This window comes from Klebsiella sp. M5al, from assembly GCF_002090195.1.
In the GTDB taxonomy this organism is placed as follows: Bacteria; Pseudomonadota; Gammaproteobacteria; order Enterobacterales; family Enterobacteriaceae; genus Klebsiella; species Klebsiella grimontii.
Window position 1 is genome coordinate 5,319,487 of record NZ_CP020657.1, and the last position, 21,879, is coordinate 5,341,365.

Consider the following 21,879-nt stretch of genomic DNA (forward strand, 5'->3'; position numbering starts at 1 on the left):
CTATCCTGATGATATTAAATGTATTTATTAATTTTTAATAATTGCCGCGGTTTCCCATACACATTATTTATCTATCGTCTTCTGACTTTCTTCACGATATTTACGTTACTCATAAATTGAGATTATTTACTCTAGCGGCGCCCTGTATTGCTGATGATAAAATAAACCGTTCCGTAGGTGTATGGGTTCTCCAATACAGCGAAGCGGATTATTTAGAGGTAACATCATGAATAAATTTATTATAGTGGCATTGCTGGCAACGCTGCTCGCCGGCTGTGCGCACGACTCTCCGTGTGTGCCGGTTTATGATTCTGAAGGTAGATTAGTCCACACCAATACCTGTATGAAAGGAACGACCCAGGATAACTGGGAAACTGCTGGCGCGATTGCCGGAGGCGCAGCCGCGATAGCTGGTCTGACGCTCGGTATCGTGGCATTGACGCGTTAATTCCTTTCTCTTCTCTGACATGACAGGTACCGAAGTCATATCCGGTACCGCTTTCCCCGAAGGTAAGCCCCACGATGCTTAAACTGTATTGCCCGCTGCTGAAGCCCGGACAAAGCTCCCTCGGATAACAGCGAGCGGATGAAACGTCATTGCCGGATATGATTTTTTCGTGGACGCAAAAACGCAAAAAGCCCATCCGTCAGGATGGGCTTTTCACTTATTTGATGCCTGGCAATGCCCTACTCTCACATGGGGAGACCCCACACTACCATCGGCGCTACGGCGTTTCACTTCTGAGTTCGGCATGGGGTCAGGTGGGACCACCGCGCTATCGTTGCCAGGCAAATTCTTTTCAAATCGCCGAACTTTAACCTAAAAAACTGGTGCTGATACCCAGAGTCGAACTGGGGACCTCACCCTTACCAAGGGTGCGCTCTACCAACTGAGCCATATCAGCACACTTAATTTGATGCCTGGCAGTTCCCTACTCTCACATGGGGAGACCCCACACTACCATCGGCGCTACGGCGTTTCACTTCTGAGTTCGGCATGGGGTCAGGTGGGACCACCGCGCTGTTGCCGCCAGGCAAATTCTGTTATCTGTATCAGGCTGAAAATCTTTCTCTCAAATCCGCCAAAACATCTTCGGCGTTGTAAGGTTAAGCCTCACGGTTCATTAGTACCGGTTAGCTCAACGCATCGCTGCGCTTACACACCCGGCCTATCAACGTCGTCGTCTTCAACGTTCCTTCAGGACTCTCAAGGAGTCAGGGAGAACTCATCTCGGGGCAAGTTTCGTGCTTAGATGCTTTCAGCACTTATCTCTTCCGCATTTAGCTACCGGGCAATGCCATTGGCATGACAACCCGAACACCAGTGATGCGTCCACTCCGGTCCTCTCGTACTAGGAGCAGCCCCCCTCAATTCTCCAGCGCCCACGGCAGATAGGGACCGAACTGTCTCACGACGTTCTAAACCCAGCTCGCGTACCACTTTAAATGGCGAACAGCCATACCCTTGGGACCTACTTCAGCCCCAGGATGTGATGAGCCGACATCGAGGTGCCAAACACCGCCGTCGATATGAACTCTTGGGCGGTATCAGCCTGTTATCCCCGGAGTACCTTTTATCCGTTGAGCGATGGCCCTTCCATTCAGAACCACCGGATCACTATGACCTGCTTTCGCACCTGCTCGCGCCGTCACGCTCGCAGTCAAGCCAGCTTATGCCATTGCACTAACCTCCTGATGTCCGACCAGGATTAGCTGACCTTCGTGCTCCTCCGTTACTCTTTAGGAGGAGACCGCCCCAGTCAAACTACCCACCAGACACTGTCCGCAACCCCGATTAGGGGCCCACGTTAGAACACCAGCCATTAAAGGGTGGTATTTCAAGGATGGCTCCATGCAGACTGGCGTCCACACTTCAAAGCCTCCCACCTATCCTACACATCAAGGACCAGTGTTCAGTGTCAAGCTATAGTAAAGGTTCACGGGGTCTTTCCGTCTTGCCGCGGGTACACTGCATCTTCACAGCGAGTTCAATTTCACTGAGTCTCGGGTGGAGACAGCCTGGCCATCATTACGCCATTCGTGCAGGTCGGAACTTACCCGACAAGGAATTTCGCTACCTTAGGACCGTTATAGTTACGGCCGCCGTTTACCGGGGCTTCGATCAAGAGCTTCTCCTTACGGATAACCCCATCAATTAACCTTCCGGCACCGGGCAGGCGTCACACCGTATACGTCCACTTTCGTGTTTGCACAGTGCTGTGTTTTTAATAAACAGTTGCAGCCAGCTGGTATCTTCGACTGATTTCAGCTCCATGGGTAAACCACTTCACCTACATATCAGCGTGCCTTCTCCCGAAGTTACGGCACCATTTTGCCTAGTTCCTTCACCCGAGTTCTCTCAAGCGCCTTGGTATTCTCTACCTGACCACCTGTGTCGGTTTGGGGTACGATTTGATGTTACCTGATGCTTAGAGGCTTTTCCTGGAAGCAGGGCATTTGTCACTTCAGCACCGTAGTGCCTCGTCATCACACCTCAGCGTTAATAACGTTCCGGATTTACCTGGAACATCCGCCTACATGCTTAAACCGGGACAACCGTCGCCCGGCCAACATAGCCTTCTCCGTCCCCCCTTCGCAGTAACACCGAGTACAGGAATATTAACCTGTTTCCCATCGACTACGCCTTTCGGCCTCGCCTTAGGGGTCGACTCACCCTGCCCCGATTAACGTTGGACAGGAACCCTTGGTCTTCCGGCGTGCGGGTTTTTCACCCGCATTATCGTTACTTATGTCAGCATTCGCACTTCTGATACCTCCAGCAACCCTCACAGGCCACCTTCAACGGCTTACAGAACGCTCCCCTACCCAACAACACATAGTGTCGCTGCCGCAGCTTCGGTGCATGGTTTAGCCCCGTTACATCTTCCGCGCAGGCCGACTCGACCAGTGAGCTATTACGCTTTCTTTAAATGATGGCTGCTTCTAAGCCAACATCCTGGCTGTCTGGGCCTTCCCACATCGTTTCCCACTTAACCATGACTTTGGGACCTTAGCTGGCGGTCTGGGTTGTTTCCCTCTTCACGACGGACGTTAGCACCCGCCGTGTGTCTCCCGTGATAACATTCTTCGGTATTCGTAGTTTGCATCGGGTTGGTAAGTCGGGATGACCCCCTAGCCGAAACAGTGCTCTACCCCCGAAGATGAGTTCACGAGGCGCTACCTAAATAGCTTTCGGGGAGAACCAGCTATCTCCCGGTTTGATTGGCCTTTCACCCCCAGCCACAAGTCATCCGCTAATTTTTCAACATTAGTCGGTTCGGTCCTCCAGTTAGTGTTACCCAACCTTCAACCTGCCCATGGCTAGATCACCGGGTTTCGGGTCTATACCCTGCAACTTAACGCCCAGTTAAGACTCGGTTTCCCTGCGGCTCCCCTATACGGTTAACCTTGCTACAGAATATAAGTCGCTGACCCATTATACAAAAGGTACGCAGTCACCCCATAAAGAGGCTCCTACTGCTTGTACGTACACGGTTTCAGGTTCTTTTTCACTCCCCTCGCCGGGGTTCTTTTCGCCTTTCCCTCACGGTACTGGTTCACTATCGGTCAGTCAGGAGTATTTAGCCTTGGAGGATGGTCCCCCCATATTCAGACAGGATACCACGTGTCCCGCCCTACTCTTCGAGTTCACAGCCTGTGCGTTTTAGTGTACGGGAGTATCACCCTGTACCCTGCGACTTTCCAGACGCTTCCACTAACACACAAGCTGATTCAGACTCCGGGCTGCTCCCCGTTCGCTCGCCGCTACTGGGGGAATCTCGGTTGATTTCTTTTCCTCGGGGTACTTAGATGTTTCAGTTCCCCCGGTTCGCCTCGTTTGACTATGTATTCATCAAACGATAGTGCAACGAATTGCACTGGGTTTCCCCATTCGGACATCGCCGGCTATAACGGTTCATATCACCTTACCGACGCTTTTCGCAGATTAGCACGTCCTTCATCGCCTCTGACTGCCAGGGCATCCACCGTGTACGCTTAGTCGCTTAACCTCACAACCCGAAGATGTTTCGTAAAACATCATCGTGTCGCGAAAATTTGAGAGACTCGAACACACATTAGCTGTGTGTCGTTTCAATTTTCAGCTTGATCCAGATTTTTAAAGAGCAAATATCTCAAACGTCACCCGAAGATGAGTTTTGAGATATCGGTTGGTTGTGCCTTTCACTCACAGCCAGCAAGTGGCGTCCCCTAGGGGATTCGAACCCCTGTTGCCGCCGTGAAAGGGCGGAGTCCTAACCGCTAGACGAAGGGGACACGAGGTGTCGCGACTTCGCAGCCGTCTTGCTTCTTTACATCTATCAGACAATCTGTGTGGACACTACAAAGGCAGGTTCTTTCAGGTAAGGAGGTGATCCAACCGCAGGTTCCCCTACGGTTACCTTGTTACGACTTCACCCCAGTCATGAATCACAAAGTGGTAAGCGCCCTCCCGAAGGTTAAGCTACCTACTTCTTTTGCAACCCACTCCCATGGTGTGACGGGCGGTGTGTACAAGGCCCGGGAACGTATTCACCGTGGCATTCTGATCCACGATTACTAGCGATTCCGACTTCATGGAGTCGAGTTGCAGACTCCAATCCGGACTACGACATACTTTATGAGGTCCGCTTGCTCTCGCGAGGTCGCTTCTCTTTGTATATGCCATTGTAGCACGTGTGTAGCCCTACTCGTAAGGGCCATGATGACTTGACGTCATCCCCACCTTCCTCCAGTTTATCACTGGCAGTCTCCTTTGAGTTCCCGGCCGGACCGCTGGCAACAAAGGATAAGGGTTGCGCTCGTTGCGGGACTTAACCCAACATTTCACAACACGAGCTGACGACAGCCATGCAGCACCTGTCTCACGGTTCCCGAAGGCACCAAAGCATCTCTGCTAAGTTCCGTGGATGTCAAGAGTAGGTAAGGTTCTTCGCGTTGCATCGAATTAAACCACATGCTCCACCGCTTGTGCGGGCCCCCGTCAATTCATTTGAGTTTTAACCTTGCGGCCGTACTCCCCAGGCGGTCGACTTAACGCGTTAGCTCCGGAAGCCACTCCTCAAGGGAACAACCTCCAAGTCGACATCGTTTACAGCGTGGACTACCAGGGTATCTAATCCTGTTTGCTCCCCACGCTTTCGCACCTGAGCGTCAGTCTTTGTCCAGGGGGCCGCCTTCGCCACCGGTATTCCTCCAGATCTCTACGCATTTCACCGCTACACCTGGAATTCTACCCCCCTCTACAAGACTCCAGCCTGCCAGTTTCGAATGCAGTTCCCAGGTTGAGCCCGGGGATTTCACATCCGACTTGACAGACCGCCTGCGTGCGCTTTACGCCCAGTAATTCCGATTAACGCTTGCACCCTCCGTATTACCGCGGCTGCTGGCACGGAGTTAGCCGGTGCTTCTTCTGCGGGTAACGTCAATCGACAAGGTTATTAACCTTATCGCCTTCCTCCCCGCTGAAAGTACTTTACAACCCGAAGGCCTTCTTCATACACGCGGCATGGCTGCATCAGGCTTGCGCCCATTGTGCAATATTCCCCACTGCTGCCTCCCGTAGGAGTCTGGACCGTGTCTCAGTTCCAGTGTGGCTGGTCATCCTCTCAGACCAGCTAGGGATCGTCGCCTAGGTGAGCCGTTACCCCACCTACTAGCTAATCCCATCTGGGCACATCTGATGGCAAGAGGCCCGAAGGTCCCCCTCTTTGGTCTTGCGACGTTATGCGGTATTAGCTACCGTTTCCAGTAGTTATCCCCCTCCATCAGGCAGTTTCCCAGACATTACTCACCCGTCCGCCACTCGTCACCCGAGAGCAAGCTCTCTGTGCTACCGTTCGACTTGCATGTGTTAGGCCTGCCGCCAGCGTTCAATCTGAGCCATGATCAAACTCTTCAATTTAAGTTTGATGCTCGTGAATTAAACTTCGTAATGAATTACGTATGTTCACTCAGAGACTTGGTATTCATTTTTCGTCCGAAGACGTTAAGAATCCATGTCACTTTGAGTGCCCACACAGATTGTCTGATAAATTGTTAAAGAGCAGTGCAACGCGGCTTTCGCTCACCGTTGCGAGGTGGCGTATATTACGCTTTCCTCTTTCAGAGTCAACCCGTTATTCCAGGATTTTTTCTCTTCAACCGACCGGGTTGTTTGTGAAGTGATTCACATCTGCCGTGTCGATGGAGGCGCATTATAGGGATCCCATTTTTTTGCACAAGCCTTTTTTCGATCTTTTTTTCCAAATGATGGTTTTTCAGCCGCTTCGCGGCGTTCTTGCTCAATTCGCTCAATTTTTACCACAATAAAGGGTTGCAGACGGCCAAAAAAGCAACCAAAGTCTCTGCACTCCCTTCGTTTATTGAGGTAACCATGACCACCAGTTTACGTCGTTATAAAGATTTATTCCCTAAAACGGGCCTGCGCGTGATGATCGACAGCAGCAGCGTGGTGATCGGTGATGTAAGAATGGCTGATGACGTCAGTATCTGGCCTCTGGTCGCGATTCGCGGCGATGTGAATTACGTCGAAATAGGCGCTCGCACCAACATTCAGGACGGTAGCGTCTTACATGTCACGCATAAATCACCATCTAATCCGCAAGGCAATCCACTGATCATTGGCGATGATGTCACCGTCGGGCATAAGGTGATGCTACACGGCTGCACTATTGGTAATCGGGTACTGGTCGGGATGGGTTCGATTTTGTTGGATGGCGTGATTGTTGAAGACGACATAATGATTGGCGCAGGTAGTCTGGTGCCTCAGAACAAACGCCTCAAGAGTGGCTACCTTTACTTTGGTAACCCGGTAAAACAGATACGCCCCCTGACGGAGGCGGAAATCGCGGGGCTCATATATTCAGCGAATAACTATGTAAAGTGGAAAGGTGATTATCTCGATCAGGAAAGCCAGACCCAACCCTGAGCATCTTCCCGCTGGTCGAGAATGAGATCCTGGGCTTCATCTTCCAGATCCCAGCGATGTTCACGAAAAGCGGCCAGCCATTGTGCGGGTTCTTCACCGCCAAAACGCTTCTTGAGCACCGTTAACGTTAAGGCGCAGGTAAGCTGCATGCCGTTAACTAATGCCGGAAAAGCGATACATTGATGCGCTTCATCCCATATCTCTCTGTCTGGAAACTGAATAGCCTGGTTCACGCATTCAGTTCCTTCTGCAACGCTGCAATGACTGGCCTAATTTCTGGCAGTACGCCATGCCATAACAGCACCGCATGGGCAGCCTGCGCCACCAGCATTCCCAACCCATCAGCGCATTTTGTCGCACCGTGTTGCTGGCAGAGGGCTAAAAATGGCGTACAGCCTTTCTGGTAAAACATGTCATAACAACAGACATGAGGATTTATTAAGGTAACAGGGATCGAGGGAACATCGCCGTCAATACCGCTGGACGTCGCATTAACAATCAGATCAAATTCCTGACCGCCCAATGCTTCTATATCTAAAGCGCGGACGCTGCCGGTATGAGAAAAAAGCGTAGCCAGTTCATGGGCGCGAGAATAGGTACGATTAACAATAGTCACGGCGCAATCCAGCGACAGGAGAGGAAGCAATACGCCGCGTGAAGCCCCACCTGCGCCAATAAGCAACACCCGGAATCCAGGTTTAATAAAACCAAGCCGTTCCAGATCGCTCAGTAGTCCAATACCATCGGTATTGTCCCCAAGCAGGCGGCCATCCTCCAACCGTTTAAGCGTATTGACCGCACCAGCCAGCGCTGCGCGTTCAGTTAACTCATCAGCTCGCGCGAAGGCCTCTTCTTTAAAAGGCACGGTGACGTTCGCTCCCTTACCACCTTCATTAAAGAAAGCATCGAGCGTGGTAACAAAATCATCGAGCGGAGCCAGGATACGGCCATAGGGATGCGTAATTTGCAGCTGCTGCGCAAAAAGCCGATGAATAGATGGCGACTTGCTATGGGCAATCGGGTTTCCGAAGACGGCATAAGTTTCCATGAGTTACCCCTGGCGGAAGAGTTCGCCCGTCAAGGCGTCACGTATTTCAGATGGGTTTTGACGCCCGCCCGTTGCCCCATCGACTACCGGGAAATCAGCGCCAAACTGCGTATAAACCTCAGCCGTCGTGCGACAAGGAGGCTGGCCCGATAAATTTGCGCTGGTAGAAACAAGCGGTTTCCCGTAAGCCTTACACAGTTCGACCACCAGCGGATGATCCGTGACTCGTACCGCCAATGAATTGAAGCGCCCGGTCAACCAACGCGGCGTTGAAGCGCAGGCAGGGAAGACAAATGTTACCGGCCCAGGCCAACACGAAAAAATAGCCGCTAGCTGCGCATCACTCAGCTGCGTATCGTCAATATACGGCTTGAGTTGCTCAAAGTTCGCAGCAATCAGAATCAGCCCCTTTTCAACGGGACGCTGCTTCAGTGCGAGCAGACTCATGACGGCTTTTTCGCTATCGGGATCGCAACCGACGCCAAAAACGGCTTCTGTTGGATAGGCGATGACATGTTCATTATTCAGAAGCGCCACAGCGCGTACGATGGCTTCTGAGGGCAGGTTATTATTCACAGATTTATTCCGCCGATATCGGCTTTCCACATTGTTTGCTGGCGCAGAAGCGCTTAACGCCCTGCGCCGTTTTCTTTTCGATTAGCAACGGGTAATGACACTCAGGACACTCGCCCGCCACTGGCCTGAAGTTAATGACGAACTGACAATCGGGGTAACGATCGCAGGAATGGAAGTTTTTTCCAAACCGTGAACGGCGCTGAACCAGATGCCCTTGTCCGCATTGTGGGCAGGCTATTGCAGTTTCATCCGGCTTATCGATAAGTTCAGTATGTTCGCAATCAGGATAGCTGCTGCAACCGATAAACATACCAAAACGCCCTTGGCGGAGTACCAGCACCGCGCCGCAGGACGGACACGTTTGCCCCTCCAGAACTTTGACAATATGTCCGTCCGCCTGGCTTTTCAGGGGGCGGACATAGTCACAGTCAGGATAATGCGAGCAGCCGAGAAAAGGCCCGTGCTTCCCGGAGCGTATTACCAGTTCAGCCCCACACTGCGGGCAGGGTTCGTTTTTACGCACCGAAAACAGCGCTGTTTTGGTCATAACAATTCTAATGTCGCAGCAAAAAAGTTAGTGCAGCATACCTTCATTTACTTCAAAGAGTAATTCTTCCATTTGCTGGTAGGCATTTTCGCAACCGGGAATATTGAACAGCACCATCAGAATCACCCATTTGAGATCCTCCAGATCGAATTCTGCCGTATCCAGCGCCAGCACGCGCTCTATCACCATTTCCCGTGTTTCGAGGTTCAACACCTGAATTTGCTCAAGGAATAGTAAGAATCCCCGGCAACTCGCATCAAGACGCTGACACTCCTCGTCAGTATAGACTCGTAACGAGAGTGGGTCAGAAGCTAGCTGCATGGGTGCAACAAGCCCCTCCTGGTAATCAGCCAGTTTTTCGAGCCACATTAGGGCGTTATAGATATCTTCTCGTTCAAAACCGGCATCGGTCAGATCCCGAGTCAGCTTGTCCTGATCCACGCGCATTTCTGCTTCGTTATGGATGTAAGTTTCAAACAGATACATCAGTACGTCGAACATGGCTTGCCCTCCTTAATCGGACATAGCCGCCGGGTACAGCTGCGATCCAGCCTGCTAACTCCAGTTCTAGTAGCTGGGCTACGGTTACTGGCACAGATTGGCCGGCACGTTCAGCGACAACGTCAACAGGTGTTACCTCATCTCCTACGTTAGCCAGGAGCTCTGGAAATGGCAATGCTACAGAAGGCCGATTACCGCAATTATTTACCTCATCTGGCTCAGGAAGAATATACGGTAGCTCATCTCGCCAGTATTCGACGATATCTTCAGGGGCTGTTACGGGAATCGCGCCCTGCTTGATGAGCCAATGAGGACCTTCTGAACCCGGGCTGCCAATCGGCCCTGGCAGAGCAAATACATCCCTTCCCTGCTCCAGCGCATACCGAACCGTCACTAATGAGCCACTTTTCAGCGCAGCTTCAATAACCAACACACCGGCGCTTAGGCCACTGATAATTCGGTTACGACGGGGAAAATTGCCCGGCAGGGGCGGAGTAAACAGCGGGAACTCAGAAATGACGGCTCCGCCACCGTTAATTATCTGTTCCGCTAACGCCTGATGGCGACGAGGATAGATCTCTCCTAAGCCATTCCCTAAAACTGCCACCGTTTTACCTTTCCCTTCCAGCGCACCACGATGAGCAATACCATCAATGCCAAGGGCCAGACCGCTCGTGATCGTAATGCCATAACGCGCTAAAGCTTCGCTAAATAGTTTTCCCCAACGAGCGCCATACCACGAGTGCGACCGACTCCCGATGACGGACAGCTGCCGGCTACTGAGTAGCGCAGGATCTCCACATACTAAAAGAGCGCAAGGAAAGTCGACAATCGCCCGCAGTTGGGGTGGGTAAAGCGGATCTTCGGCAGTCAGTAAATAGCAATTGGGCCGCTCCAGCCATTGCAGCGTGGCATCGATTTCGCATTGGTTAACACCGAGGAAATGCTTCGATTGCGCCAGATTCAAACCACGGGCACGCAACTCTTCTCGCTCTAGCGTCGGAGATGAACATAGCTGGCGTGCAGCACTGATAGCACCTTCTCCATACAGGCTGCTCACTCTCATCAAACGTAACCAAATTTCCCTCGGCGTCATCCCTATTCCCCTGCCACAAGCGACTTTAACAATCTTTGCGATTGGTCAGTGAGACTGTCAATTGCAGGGGGTTTTGTCTAGAATAGAGGTAATAATCTTTCCAACTCCTGAACACAACTCTGGATAACTATGTCAGTTTTGCAAGTGTTACATATTCCGGACGAGCGCCTTCGCAAAGTCGCAAAACCGGTAGAAGAAGTAAATGCAGAAATTCAGCGTATCGTCGATGATATGTTCGAGACGATGTACGCTGAAGAAGGTATCGGTCTGGCCGCAACGCAGGTAGATATTCATCAGCGCATTATCGTTATTGACGTATCAGAAAATCGTGAAGAGCAGCTGGTATTAATTAACCCTGAGCTGCTGGAAAAGAGCGGAGAAACAGGTATTGAAGAGGGTTGTCTCTCTATTCCTGAACAGCGTGCTTTAGTACCACGTGCAGAAAAGGTGAAAATCCGCGCGCTCGATCGTGAAGGTAAACCTTATGAGCTTGAAGCTGATGGTCTGCTGGCAATCTGTATTCAGCATGAGATGGATCACCTCGTCGGTAAGCTGTTCATCGACTACCTGTCGCCGCTCAAGCAACAACGCATTCGTCAGAAAGTTGAGAAACTTGATCGCCTGAATGCCCGAGCTTAAGGACGAGAATTAACGTGTCAGATTCACTACGTATTATTTTTGCGGGCACACCTGACTTTGCAGCGCGTCATCTCGACGCGCTGCTCTCCTCTGGACATAACGTTGTTGGCGTGTTCACCCAACCGGACCGTCCGGCTGGTCGTGGTAAAAAACTCATGCCCAGCCCGGTAAAAGTTCTGGCGGAAGAGCAAGGCATACCGGTATTCCAGCCAGCTTCGTTACGTCCGCAGGAAAACCAGCAACTCGTCTCTGACCTGCGCGCAGATGTTATGGTCGTCGTGGCCTATGGCCTCCTTCTGCCAAAAGCCGTACTTGATATTCCACGCCTGGGCTGCATTAACGTTCACGGCTCGCTGCTTCCGCGCTGGCGCGGTGCGGCCCCGATTCAACGTTCGCTTTGGGCTGGCGATGCCGAGACGGGTGTAACTATCATGCAGATGGATGTTGGTCTCGATACGGGTGATATGCTGTATAAGCTTGCGTGCCCGATCACCGCAGAAGACACCAGCGGGACGCTGTACGACAAGCTGGCGAACCTGGGCCCCCAGGGGCTTATCGAAACCCTTAAGCAGCTTGCCGCAGGCACCGCAAAACCGGTTGTACAGGATGAAGCGCTGGTTACCCATGCGCAAAAACTCAGCAAAGAAGAAGCGCGTATCGACTGGTCTCTTTCCGCTGCACAGCTAGAACGCTGCATTCGCGCCTTTAACCCATGGCCAATGAGTTGGATAGAAATTGATGGTCAGCCGGTGAAAGTCTGGCAGGCATCGGCGATCGACACGGCAACAAAAGCCGAGCCGGGGACCATTCTTGAAGCGACAAAACGGGGAATTCAGGTCGCAACCGGGGACGGGGTTCTGAATTTACTCTCGCTACAGCCAGCCGGGAAAAAAGCCATGAGTGCTCAGGATCTATTAAACTCGCGCCGGGAATGGTTTGTACCTGGCAGCCGTCTGGTCTGACGCTCCTTTCTTAATACGCCCGGTGTTACCGGGCATTTTTATTTTTGTACTTATGAAAAAACAACTCAATTTACGCAGTCTGGCAGCGCAGGCCGTTGAACAGGTTCTCGAACAAGGGCAATCCTTAAGCAACGTTCTGCCGCCGCTGCAACAGAAAGTCTCTGATAAAGATAAAGCGCTGCTTCAGGAACTATGCTTTGGCGTGCTACGTACGCTTTCACAGTTAGATTGGCTGATCGGCAAGCTCATGTCCCGGCCGATGACGGGTAAGCAGCGTGTTGTGCACTACCTGATTATGGTGGGCTTTTATCAACTGTTATACACACGCATTCCGCCTCATGCAGCTTTGGCGGAAACCGTTGAAGGCGCCGTTGCTATTAAACGTCCGCAGCTCAAAGGGTTGATCAATGGGGTCTTGCGCCAGTTTCAACGTCAGCAGGAAGAGCTGTTAGCTGAATTTTCTCGTAGCGAGATCCGCTTTTTACATCCTTCCTGGTTATTGAAACGTCTGCAAAAAGCCTATCCAGCACAGTGGGAAGCCATTGTGGAAGCGAACAACCAGCGCCCGCCGATGTGGTTGCGGGTAAACCGCGTCCATCATTCGCGCGACAGCTGGCTGGCTTTACTGGAAGAGGCGGGAATGAAAGGGTTTACTCATCCTGCTTACCCTGACGCCGTGCGCCTGGAAACACCGGTACCGGTCCACGCATTGCCCGGGTTTGAGGCAGGTTGGGTGACCGTGCAGGATGCCTCTGCCCAAGGCTGCATGACATTCCTTGATCCGCAAAACGACGAGTATATTTTGGATCTATGCGCTGCCCCGGGTGGTAAAACCACCCATATTCTCGAAGCGGCGCCCGAAGCACAGGTTCTGGCTGTCGACGTTGATGAGCAGCGACTCTCCCGCGTCTATGACAACCTGAAGCGTCTGGGCATGAAAGCGACCGTCAAACAAGGCGATGGCCGTTATCCAGCCCAATGGTGTGGCGAGCAGCAGTTCGATCGTATTCTGTTGGATGCCCCTTGTTCCGCCACCGGTGTTATTCGCCGTCACCCGGATATCAAATGGCTGCGCCGGGATCGTGATATCGCGGAACTGGCCCAGCTCCAGGCTGAAATTCTGGATGCCGTATGGCCGCACCTGAAATCCGGCGGCACTCTGGTTTACGCGACATGTTCCGTATTGCCAGAAGAGAACAGCCAGCAAATAAAAGCCTTCCTGCAACGTACAGCTGATGCGGTTCTTAACGAAACCGGCGATGCAGATTTACCGGGCCAGCAAAATTTGCCAGGCGCCGAGCAAGGTGACGGCTTCTTTTACGCTAAGCTAATCAAAAAGTAATGAGACAACGAGTCGCGACTGATGAAAATTATCATATTGGGCGCAGGGCAGGTCGGCGGAACTCTGGCAGAAAACCTTGTCGGTGAGAACAACGATATTACGCTGGTAGACACGAATGGCGACCGCCTTCGCAGTCTTCAGGACAAATTTGATCTCAGAGTGGTTCAGGGCCACGGCTCGCACCCGCGCGTGCTGCGCGAGGCCGGTGCGGATGATGCCGACATGTTGGTTGCAGTGACCAGCTCAGATGAAACGAACATGGTGGCCTGCCAGGTCGCCTATTCGCTGTTTAATACACCAAATCGTATTGCCCGCATCCGTTCCCCGGATTATGTACGCGATGCCGATAAACTTTTCCATTCAGAAGCGGTTCCTATTGACCACCTCATCGCTCCAGAGCAGTTGGTAATTGACAGTATTCACCGTCTGATCGAGTACCCAGGCGCGCTGCAGGTGGTTAATTTTGCTGAAGGAAAAGTCAGCCTTGCAGTCGTTAAAGCTTATTATGGCGGCCCTTTGGTGGGAAACGCGCTTTCAACTATGCGTGAGCATATGCCGCATATTGATACACGCGTAGCGGCTATTTTCCGCCACGATCGTCCTATCAGGCCACAAGGATCAACAATCGTAGAGGCCGGTGATGAGGTGTTTTTCATCGCCGCATCACAGCATATCCGTGCAGTGATGAGCGAACTTCAGCGCCTTGAAAAACCGTACAAGCGCATCATGCTGGTTGGCGGGGGAAACATCGGGGCCGGACTCGCCCATAAGCTGGAGAAAGATTACAGCGTCAAGCTTATTGAACGTAATCAACAGCGTGCCGCAGAGCTCGCAGAAAAGCTGCAAAATACAATTGTCTTTTACGGTGATGCATCAGATCAAGAATTGCTGGCGGAAGAACATATCGATCAGGTCGATCTTTTCATTGCCGTCACCAACGATGATGAAGCCAATATTATGTCTGCCATGCTCGCAAAACGCATGGGCGCCAAAAAAGTGATGGTACTGATCCAACGCCGCGCCTACGTTGATCTTGTTCAGGGGAGCGTGATCGACATTGCAATATCACCGCAGCAGGCAACTATTTCAGCTCTGCTCAGCCATGTGCGGAAAGCTGATATTGTCGGCGTTTCCTCTCTGCGCCGCGGTGTCGCGGAGGCCATTGAAGCTGTAGCGCACGGAGATGAAAGCACTTCGCGGGTCGTTGGTCGCGCTATCGATGAGATTAAGCTTCCCCCCGGAACAATTATTGGCGCAGTAGTACGCGGTAATGATGTCATGATCGCGAATAATAATCTGCGTATTGAGCAAGGGGATCATGTCGTTATGTTCCTGACGGACAAAAAATTCATCTCTGATGTTGAGAGACTATTCCAGCCAAGTCCTTTCTTCCTGTAGTTCGCAGGCGTCGACGGGACGCCTTTCTTTTATCCCTTATATATCAAAGGATAATATTTTTCTGCAATTATTCCCCAGTAATGGAAAATAGGAATACATTTGTTAAACTTATCAGTGTTAGCTGGCTCAAGGAGAATAAAATGAGTTTTTTAAAAGAATTTCGCGAATTTGCGATGCGCGGGAACGTGGTTGATTTGGCAGTCGGTGTCATCATTGGTGCAGCCTTTGGTAAAATCGTATCGTCGTTAGTTGCCGATATTATTATGCCACCGCTAGGTTTACTCATTGGCGGAATCGACTTTAAACAGTTTGCTGTCACGCTACGGGACGCCCAGGGAGACATCCCAGCGGTCGTAATGCATTATGGCGTATTCATCCAGAACGTCTTCGATTTTATTATCGTGGCGTTTGCCATTTTTATGGCAATCAAACTGATGAATAAATTGAACAGAAAAAAAGAAGAAACCCCGGCAGCACCACCGGCCCCGACCAAAGAAGAAGTCCTGCTTAGCGAAATTCGTGACCTGTTGAAAGAACAAAATAATCGTTCTTAAGAAGCGTCAAAAGCAGAAGGCCAGTGGTAAGAAAGTTAATTACTTTCTTGCCACTGGCCTCCCGACCATTCCGTCCTGCATGTTTTTCTTTTCTTTGGTAGCTGCCTTTCCCTTTCCTGTTCTTCTCAACTCTCTGCCTGAATAATGGGTCATGAAGTAATGCCTCAATGGCGTTATCTTTTATTTGCCCTTTCGTATGCTGATAGCGGCTCATAAACTCTCCAGATTAGTAAAAGAAATCGGCCTGAGTGTAGACGCGACTGATGCAAAAATCAACGTGCTGTATTTTGGTTGCTGGCCCCCTGCTCAAGCGCTTCAAGAATTGAACAATAGACGCTGCTGTGCGCTGTGCCGCAGCAAGCATCATTGAGGCGCTGCAAAGAGCGACGCATGGTTTGTAGCTCTTTAATCCGGGATTCCACTTCGCTCAAACGGACCTGCACAATACCTTTAGATTCCTGGCAGGTGTGATGCTCTGGATCGATGCGGATCGAGAGAAGTTCGCGGATCGATTCTAGCGTGAAACCGAGCTGTCTGGCATAGCGAATAAAACGCAGCCTCTGTAAGTCGTTGTCCGTATAGAGGCGAAATCCACCTTCCGTACGCACATTGTGATCCATCATCTGCTGCTTTTCGTAGTAGCGGATGGTGTCGGGAGTAACGTCAGCCAATTTTGCCAGTTCACCAATACGGTACATGATTACTCCTCATTAATTTTATGTAGCAACTTATCAGCGTAATCTCCACGCAGGAAGTCCGTGTTCAGGCCCGCCTGTCGCAGCTTTAACTCGAGTAGCGCCAAACGACGGCTCAGTTCCGCATAGCGCGGATCGCTCTCCTGTACACCTTTCAGTAGGTCAGTGAGCATTACCGCTTCTTTACGATGTTCGAGTTCGGGAGGTAAACAACCTGCATTTTTGAGTAATCGGTAACCTGCGCGCAGCTCAGCTGGCACATGCGAGTCGTCATCCAGAGAAAGAGGTTCCCCACTTCCCGGAAGATTATCTAACTCACCTTTGCGCTGTGCATCAAGAATATGGCGCTCTGCCCACTGATCCAGTAACCACATCATAAGGCTCCGGCGATGAACAAAAATAATGCAGATATTGTAAACAAGCAGGAATAGGGTGGATATAAAAAAACCCGCCGGAGCGGGTTTTTTTACGTTACTACAGATTACTCTGCAGCAGCTTCTGCTTTCGATTCAGAGCGATCAACCAGCTCGATGTATGCCATCGGCGCGTTGTCGCCTGCACGGAAGCCACACTTCAGAATACGAGTGTAACCACCGGCGCGGCTCGCGAAACGCGGGCCCAGCTCGTTAAACAGTTTTGCCACGATCTCGTTATCACGAGTGCGGGCGAATGCCAGACGACGATTAGCAACGCTATCAGTCTTGGCAAGAGTAATCAGCGGCTCAACTACGCGACGCAGTTCTTTCGCTTTCGGCAGGGTCGTCTTGATGATTTCATGACGAACCAGCGAACCAGCCATGTTACGGAACATAGCCTGGCGATGGCTGCTGTTGCGGTTCAGTTGACGACCACTCTTACGATGGCGCATGACCTTATCCTTCTCAGTAAAACCTTAACCTGTGATCCGGTTACTCGTCAGCAATGCTTGCCGGTGGCCAGTTTTCCAGGCGCATGCCCAGAGACAGACCACGTGAAGCCAGCACGTCTTTAATCTCGGTAAGAGATTTTTTACCCAGGTTCGGCGTTTTCAGCAACTCAACCTCGGTACGCTGTACCAGATCACCGATATAGTGGATAGCTTCTGCCTTAAGGCAGTTAGCAGAGCGGACAGTCAATTCGAGATCGTCAACAGGGCGCAGCAGGATCGGATCGAATTCTGGTTTCTCTTCTTTCACTTCCGGCTGACGTACATCACGTAAATCAACGAAAGCTTCCAGTTGTTCTGCCAGGATGGTTGCCGCACGACGAATCGCCTCTTCAGGATCGATTGTTCCGTTGGTTTCCATTTCGATGACCAGCTTGTCCAGGTCGGTACGCTGTTCTACACGCGCTGCTTCAACATTGTAGGCAATACGCTCTACCGGGCTGTAGCATGCGTCGACCAGCAGACGGCCGATTGGGCGCTCATCTTCTTCCGAATGAATTCGGGCAGAAGCCGGCACATAACCGCGACCGCGCTGAACTTTGATACGCATGCTAATAGCTGCGTTCTCATCGGTCAGGTGGCAGATCACATGTTGCGGCTTGACGATTTCGACATCACCGTCATGGGTAATGTCGGCTGCGGTCACAGGGCCAATGCCAGATTTGTTCAAAGTAAGGATAACTTCATCTTTACCCTGAACTCTCACCGCCAGCCCTTTCAGGTTGAGCAGGATTTCAAGGATATCTTCCTGAACGCCTTCTTTGGTGCTGTACTCATGAAGTACACCATCAATCTCAACCTCGGTCACCGCGCAACCCGGCATCGATGAGAGCAGAATACGGCGCAGTGCGTTACCCAGAGTATGGCCAAAGCCACGCTCTAAAGGTTCAAGGGTCACCTTGGCGTGCGTCGAACTCACTTGCTCGATATCGACCAGGCGCGGTTTTAGAAACTCTGTCACAGAACCCTGCATTGTGTCCTCTCTTTGGTACTAAGCTTTACTTGGAGTAAAGCTCGACGATCAGGTGTTCGTTAATGTCCGCAGACAGATCAGAACGTTCCGGCTGACGCTTGAACGTACCTTCCATCTTGCCAGCATCAACTTCCAGCCAGGTTGGCTTTTCACGCTGCTCAGCCAGCTCCAGAGCGGCTTTCACGCGAGATTGCTTTTTCGCTTTCTCACGAATGCTGACAACGTCATTCGCTTTAACCTGATAAGAAGCGATGTTAACAACACGACCGTTTACCATGATAGCTTTGTGGCTAACCAGCTGACGTGATTCAGCACGAGTCGCGCCGAAGCCCATACGGTATACAACGTTGTCCAGACGACCTTCCAGCAGAGTCAACAGGTTTTCACCGGTGTTGCCTTTCAGACGCGCTGCTTCTTTATAGTAGTTACGGAACTGACGCTCCAGCACACCGTACATACGGCGAACTTTTTGCTTTTCACGCAACTGCACACCATAGTCAGACAGACGCGGTTTACGCGCACCGTGCTGGCCAGGAGCTTGTTCAATTTTACACTTGGTATCGATCGCGCGAACGCCAGACTTAAGGAACAGGTCTGTGCCCTCACGACGGCTCAGCTTGAGCTTAGGACCCAAATATCTTGCCATTTTCTTTCTCCAACAATCCTAGAAACGAACGCGTTATACGCGACGTTTTTTCGGCGGACGACAACCGTTATGAGGGATCGGAGTCACATCAGTAATATTCGTGATGCGGAAACCAGCGGCGTTCAGTGCACGAATAGTAGATTCGCGACCTGGACCCGGACCTTTGACCATAACTTCCAGATTCTTGATGCCGTATTCTTTTACGGCTTCAGCGCAACGCTCTGCTGCAACCTGAGCTGCAAACGGAGTGGATTTGCGAGAACCACGGAAACCGGAACCACCGGCTGTTGCCCAACCCAGCGCGTTACCCTGACGATCGGTAATGGTAACGATGGTGTTGTTAAAAGAAGCATGGACATGAGCCACGCCATCAGAGACTTGTTTTCTTACACGCTTACGTGCACGAACTGGTGCCTTTGCCATTATTCAATCACCCCGACTATTTCTTGATCGGTTTACGCGGACCCTTACGGGTACGTGCGTTGGTCTTAGTACGCTGACCGCGAACCGGAAGACCACGACGATGGCGTAAACCACGATAGCAACCAAGGTCCATCAGACGCTTGATGCTCAGGGTGATTTCACGGCGCAGATCACCTTCAACGACAAATTTACCAACCGCTTCACGCAGGGATTCAATTTGTTCTTCAGACAGCTCACTGATCTTAACATTTTCAGCGATACCCGTGTCAGCACAGATGGCTTTAGAGCGGGTCTTGCCGATACCGAAAATGGCAGTTAATGCGATTACGGTATGTTTGTGATCAGGAATGTTAATGCCTGCTATACGGGCCACTATGCACTCCTACTATTTAATATGTACGCACCATGCTGAAAAGCCCGTTTTCAGGATACTCAAATGGAAACGTACAGACATACAAAAGATTGGCTGGCTAATCTAGCCAGCTCAACCCAACTTTGCAAGAAAAATATGCGAATAAATCAGCCTTGGCGCTGTTTATGCTTCGGCTCGGCACTGCAAATCACGCGGATGACGCCATCACGCTTAACGATTTTGCAGTTACGGCATAATTTCTTGACGGAAGCACGAACTTTCATTTTTACTCTCCGTAACTTCTCGAGCGACCTGTTAGCGGCCGTAGCCTTTCAGGTTCGCCTTCTTCAATGCAGACTCGTACTGACTCGACATCATCAGAGTTTGCACTTGAGCCATAAAGTCCATAATCACGACAACAACGATAAGCAGTGAGGTCCCACCGAAGTAGAACGGTACTTTCATTGCATCACGCATGAACTCCGGGATCAGGCAGATAAAAGTGATGTATAACGCACCGACCAAAGTCAGGCGAGTCATTACTTTATCGATATACTTCGCCGTTTGCTCTCCCGGACGAATTCCTGGTACAAATGCACCGGACTTCTTCAGGTTATCTGCTGTTTCACGCGGGTTGAAAACCAACGCCGTATAGAAGAAACAGAAGAAGATGATTGCAGACGCATAGAGTAACACATAAAGCGGTTGCCCAGGCTGCAAATACAGCGAAATTGTTGTCAGCCAGTTCCAACCAGTACCGCCCCCGAACCATGATGTAATGGTTGCCGGGAACAGAATAATACTGGAAGCGAAGATTGCCGGGATGACCCCTGCCATATTCACTTTCAGCGGTAAATGTGTGCTCTGTGCAGCATAGACACGACGACCCTGTTGACGCTTAGCGTAGTTTACCACAATGCGGCGTTGGCCACGCTCAACAAAGACAACAAAGAAGGTCACTGCAAATACTAATACTGCAACCAACAGCAACAGGAGGAAGTGCAGGTCGCCTTGACGCGCTTGCTCGATAGTATGGGCGATGGCTGGCGGGAGACCCGCAACGATACCGGCAAAGATAATGATCGAGATACCGTTTCCGATACCACGTTCAGTAATCTGTTCGCCGAGCCACATCAGGAACATTGTTCCTGAAACCAGACTAACAACAGCGGTGAAATAGAATGCAAAGCCTGGATTAATCACCAGGCCCTGCATACCAGGCATATTCGGCAGACCGGTAGCAATACCGATCGACTGGAATATCGCCAGCACCAGAGTACCGTAGCGGGTGTACTGGCTGATCTTACGACGACCAGACTCCCCTTCTTTCTTCAGCTCTGCTAACGGCTGATAAACAACCGTCAACAGCTGGACAATGATCGATGCCGAAATATACGGCATGATACCCAACGCAAAGATAGAAGCACGGCTGAGAGCACCACCAGAGAACATGTTGAACATTTCAATGATGGTGCCTCGCTGTTGCTCAAGCAGTTTGGCAAGTACAGCGGCATCAATACCAGGGATCGGAATAAAAGAGCCAATACGGAACACAATCAACGCACCGATTACAAACAACAGTCTGCGCTTCAGTTCGCCAATCCCACCTTTGGCACTTTGAAAATCTAATCCCGGTTGCTTAGCCATCTGCTACTTATTCCTCAATTTTACCGCCAGCAGCTTCGATAGCAGCACGAGCACCTTTAGTCACGCGCAGGCCACGAACAGTTACCGGACGAGATACTTCACCAGACAGGATCACTTTCGCGAATTCGATCTGGATACCGATAATGTTAGCCGCTTTCAGCGTGTTCAGGTCGATAACATCGCCTTCTACGTGAGCCAGATCAGACAGACGAACTTCTGCCGTGATCATCGCTTTACGAGAAGTGAAGCCGAATTTCGGCAGACGACGGTACAGAGGCATCTGACCACCTTCGAAACCGCGACGTACGCCACCGCCAGAACGAGAGTTCTGACCTTTGTGACCACGACCACCGGTTTTACCGAGGCCAGAACCGATACCACGACCCAGGCGTTTACCCGCCTTTTTGGAGCCTTCGGCCGGAGACAGAGTATTTAAACGCATCTCTTACTCCTCAACTTTAACCATGAAGGAAACCGCGTTGACCATACCACGAACAGCAGGAGTATCCTCGCGCTCTACGGTGTGACCAATACGACGCAGACCCAGGCCAAGCAGCGTTGCCTTGTGTTTCGGCAAACGACCGATTGCACTGCGGGTTTGAGTAATTTTAATAGTCTTTGCCATGG

Annotated in this window: 25 protein-coding genes, 2 tRNA genes and 4 rRNA genes; 7 read left to right on the forward strand and 24 right to left on the reverse strand. The window is 51.2% G+C overall.

The annotated features are described in order from the left end of the window. The first annotated feature begins 226 nt into the window (after positions 1 to 226). On the forward strand, positions 227 to 448 hold the full coding sequence (locus BWI76_RS25590) for a membrane protein (RefSeq protein ID WP_004125860.1): 222 nt from the start codon (positions 227 to 229) through the stop codon (positions 446 to 448). A 226-nt stretch (positions 449 to 674) separates the two neighbouring features. Here the strand turns inward: BWI76_RS25590 and rrf (BWI76_RS25595) are convergent. From rrf (BWI76_RS25595) to BWI76_RS25620, 6 genes are all read right to left on the reverse strand, one after another. Further along, positions 675 to 790: ribosomal RNA gene (gene rrf / locus BWI76_RS25595) — 5S ribosomal RNA — on the reverse strand. A gap of 39 nt (positions 791 to 829) precedes the next feature. Beyond that, a tRNA-Thr gene (locus tag BWI76_RS25600) sits at positions 830 to 905 on the reverse strand. 14 nt (positions 906 to 919) lie between these two features. Beyond that, positions 920 to 1,035 (reverse strand): 5S ribosomal RNA (gene rrf, locus BWI76_RS25605). Between the two features lie 68 nt (positions 1,036 to 1,103). Further along, positions 1,104 to 4,010, reverse strand: a 23S ribosomal RNA gene (locus BWI76_RS25610). A 190-nt stretch (positions 4,011 to 4,200) separates the two neighbouring features. Further along, positions 4,201 to 4,275, reverse strand: a tRNA-Glu gene (locus BWI76_RS25615). Positions 4,276 to 4,362: 87 nt separating this feature from the next. Beyond that, a 16S ribosomal RNA gene (locus BWI76_RS25620) occupies positions 4,363 to 5,902 on the reverse strand. Together the 16S, 23S and 5S rRNA genes with 2 tRNA genes alongside form the textbook arrangement of a ribosomal RNA operon. Before the next feature lie 471 nt (positions 5,903 to 6,373). Here BWI76_RS25620 and BWI76_RS25635 point away from each other — a divergent pair. Next, entirely contained in the window at positions 6,374 to 6,928 is a 555-nt protein-coding gene (locus BWI76_RS25635; protein WP_024360698.1) for a gamma carbonic anhydrase family protein, read from the forward strand. Here BWI76_RS25635 and BWI76_RS25640 read toward each other — a convergent pair. The 6 genes from BWI76_RS25640 to dprA are packed head-to-tail and all read right to left on the reverse strand — an operon-like array spanning position 6,904 to position 10,696. After that, the gene (locus tag BWI76_RS25640; RefSeq protein WP_004138448.1) at positions 6,904 to 7,161 is read right to left on the reverse strand and encodes a DUF1488 domain-containing protein; all 258 of its coding nucleotides are present in this window, start codon (positions 7,159 to 7,161) and stop codon (positions 6,904 to 6,906) included. The two genes, BWI76_RS25635 and BWI76_RS25640, sit on opposite strands and share 25 nt — an antisense overlap. Beyond that, complete coding sequence (gene aroE, locus BWI76_RS25645) at positions 7,158 to 7,976, reverse strand: shikimate dehydrogenase (protein ID WP_004138442.1); 819 nt, start codon at positions 7,974 to 7,976, stop codon at positions 7,158 to 7,160. Before aroE ends, BWI76_RS25640 begins: the two co-directional genes overlap by 4 nt. A 3-nt stretch (positions 7,977 to 7,979) precedes the next feature. Then, the gene (gene tsaC / locus BWI76_RS25650; RefSeq protein ID WP_004138440.1) at positions 7,980 to 8,552 is read right to left on the reverse strand and encodes an L-threonylcarbamoyladenylate synthase type 1 TsaC; all 573 of its coding nucleotides are present in this window, start codon (positions 8,550 to 8,552) and stop codon (positions 7,980 to 7,982) included. A 4-nt stretch (positions 8,553 to 8,556) separates the two neighbouring features. After that, positions 8,557 to 9,099: a type I DNA topoisomerase gene (locus tag BWI76_RS25655; RefSeq protein ID WP_004138439.1), complete on the reverse strand. Its 543-nt coding sequence runs from the start codon at positions 9,097 to 9,099 to the stop codon at positions 8,557 to 8,559. A gap of 27 nt (positions 9,100 to 9,126) precedes the next feature. After that, on the reverse strand, positions 9,127 to 9,600 hold the full coding sequence (gene smg, locus BWI76_RS25660) for a DUF494 family protein Smg (protein ID WP_004125874.1): 474 nt from the start codon (positions 9,598 to 9,600) through the stop codon (positions 9,127 to 9,129). Next, positions 9,572 to 10,696, reverse strand: coding sequence for a DNA-protecting protein DprA (gene dprA, locus BWI76_RS25665; protein ID WP_024360700.1), 1,125 nt, complete (start codon positions 10,694 to 10,696; stop codon positions 9,572 to 9,574). The genes smg and dprA overlap by 29 nt, the downstream gene beginning before the upstream one ends. Before the next feature lie 129 nt (positions 10,697 to 10,825). Between dprA and def the strand changes: the two genes are divergently transcribed. The 5 genes from def to mscL all read left to right on the forward strand — a co-directional run bounded on the left by def (position 10,826) and on the right by mscL (position 15,591). Continuing rightward, the gene (gene def, locus BWI76_RS25670; protein ID WP_004138433.1) at positions 10,826 to 11,335 is read left to right on the forward strand and encodes a peptide deformylase; all 510 of its coding nucleotides are present in this window, start codon (positions 10,826 to 10,828) and stop codon (positions 11,333 to 11,335) included. 14 nt (positions 11,336 to 11,349) lie between these two features. Continuing rightward, a complete protein-coding gene (gene fmt / locus BWI76_RS25675) occupies positions 11,350 to 12,297 on the forward strand; it encodes a methionyl-tRNA formyltransferase (protein ID WP_004138430.1) in 948 nt (315 codons plus the stop codon). Between the two features lie 52 nt (positions 12,298 to 12,349). Further along, the gene (gene rsmB / locus BWI76_RS25680; protein WP_004138428.1) at positions 12,350 to 13,639 is read left to right on the forward strand and encodes a 16S rRNA (cytosine(967)-C(5))-methyltransferase RsmB; all 1,290 of its coding nucleotides are present in this window, start codon (positions 12,350 to 12,352) and stop codon (positions 13,637 to 13,639) included. Positions 13,640 to 13,660: 21 nt separating this feature from the next. Next, positions 13,661 to 15,037, forward strand: a complete 1,377-nt coding sequence (trkA, locus tag BWI76_RS25685; protein WP_004125888.1) for a Trk system potassium transporter TrkA — start codon at positions 13,661 to 13,663, stop codon at positions 15,035 to 15,037. 140 nt (positions 15,038 to 15,177) lie between these two features. Continuing rightward, positions 15,178 to 15,591 carry a large-conductance mechanosensitive channel protein MscL gene (gene mscL, locus BWI76_RS25690; protein ID WP_004138427.1) on the forward strand — a complete coding sequence of 138 codons (414 nt, stop codon included), beginning with the start codon at positions 15,178 to 15,180 and terminating at the stop codon, positions 15,589 to 15,591. Here mscL and BWI76_RS25695 read toward each other — a convergent pair. The 12 genes from BWI76_RS25695 to rpmD all read right to left on the reverse strand — a co-directional run bounded on the left by BWI76_RS25695 (position 15,545) and on the right by rpmD (position 21,877). Then, positions 15,545 to 15,805 carry an alternative ribosome-rescue factor A gene (locus BWI76_RS25695; RefSeq protein WP_004138426.1) on the reverse strand — a complete coding sequence of 87 codons (261 nt, stop codon included), beginning with the start codon at positions 15,803 to 15,805 and terminating at the stop codon, positions 15,545 to 15,547. The genes mscL and BWI76_RS25695 overlap by 47 nt on opposite strands. 58 nt (positions 15,806 to 15,863) lie before the next feature. Further along, positions 15,864 to 16,289 (reverse strand): Zn(2+)-responsive transcriptional regulator, encoded by a 426-nt coding sequence (gene zntR, locus BWI76_RS25700; RefSeq protein WP_004138425.1) that lies wholly within the window; start codon positions 16,287 to 16,289, stop codon positions 15,864 to 15,866. Positions 16,290 to 16,291: 2 nt separating this feature from the next. Then, the gene (locus BWI76_RS25705; protein WP_004138424.1) at positions 16,292 to 16,660 is read right to left on the reverse strand and encodes a DUF1992 domain-containing protein; all 369 of its coding nucleotides are present in this window, start codon (positions 16,658 to 16,660) and stop codon (positions 16,292 to 16,294) included. A gap of 107 nt (positions 16,661 to 16,767) precedes the next feature. Next, on the reverse strand, positions 16,768 to 17,154 hold the full coding sequence (gene rplQ, locus BWI76_RS25710) for a 50S ribosomal protein L17 (protein ID WP_001216372.1): 387 nt from the start codon (positions 17,152 to 17,154) through the stop codon (positions 16,768 to 16,770). A gap of 40 nt (positions 17,155 to 17,194) precedes the next feature. Next, the gene (locus tag BWI76_RS25715) at positions 17,195 to 18,184 is read right to left on the reverse strand and encodes a DNA-directed RNA polymerase subunit alpha (protein ID WP_002919219.1); all 990 of its coding nucleotides are present in this window, start codon (positions 18,182 to 18,184) and stop codon (positions 17,195 to 17,197) included. A gap of 25 nt (positions 18,185 to 18,209) precedes the next feature. After that, positions 18,210 to 18,830, reverse strand: a complete 621-nt coding sequence (gene rpsD, locus BWI76_RS25720) for a 30S ribosomal protein S4 (protein WP_004125897.1) — start codon at positions 18,828 to 18,830, stop codon at positions 18,210 to 18,212. A gap of 33 nt (positions 18,831 to 18,863) precedes the next feature. Continuing rightward, on the reverse strand, positions 18,864 to 19,253 hold the full coding sequence (gene rpsK / locus BWI76_RS25725) for a 30S ribosomal protein S11 (protein ID WP_004138423.1): 390 nt from the start codon (positions 19,251 to 19,253) through the stop codon (positions 18,864 to 18,866). Between the two features lie 16 nt (positions 19,254 to 19,269). Beyond that, positions 19,270 to 19,626: a 30S ribosomal protein S13 gene (gene rpsM / locus BWI76_RS25730; protein ID WP_004106333.1), complete on the reverse strand. Its 357-nt coding sequence runs from the start codon at positions 19,624 to 19,626 to the stop codon at positions 19,270 to 19,272. A 146-nt stretch (positions 19,627 to 19,772) separates the two neighbouring features. After that, on the reverse strand, positions 19,773 to 19,889 hold the full coding sequence (rpmJ, locus tag BWI76_RS25735) for a 50S ribosomal protein L36 (protein ID WP_000868187.1): 117 nt from the start codon (positions 19,887 to 19,889) through the stop codon (positions 19,773 to 19,775). Positions 19,890 to 19,920: 31 nt separating this feature from the next. Next, positions 19,921 to 21,252, reverse strand: a complete 1,332-nt coding sequence (gene secY, locus BWI76_RS25740) for a preprotein translocase subunit SecY (RefSeq protein ID WP_004106334.1) — start codon at positions 21,250 to 21,252, stop codon at positions 19,921 to 19,923. 7 nt (positions 21,253 to 21,259) lie between these two features. After that, positions 21,260 to 21,694 (reverse strand): 50S ribosomal protein L15, encoded by a 435-nt coding sequence (gene rplO / locus BWI76_RS25745; protein WP_004106336.1) that lies wholly within the window; start codon positions 21,692 to 21,694, stop codon positions 21,260 to 21,262. 3 nt (positions 21,695 to 21,697) lie between these two features. Next, complete coding sequence (gene rpmD, locus BWI76_RS25750) at positions 21,698 to 21,877, reverse strand: 50S ribosomal protein L30 (protein WP_001140434.1); 180 nt, start codon at positions 21,875 to 21,877, stop codon at positions 21,698 to 21,700. Positions 21,878 to 21,879: the final 2 nt, after the last annotated feature.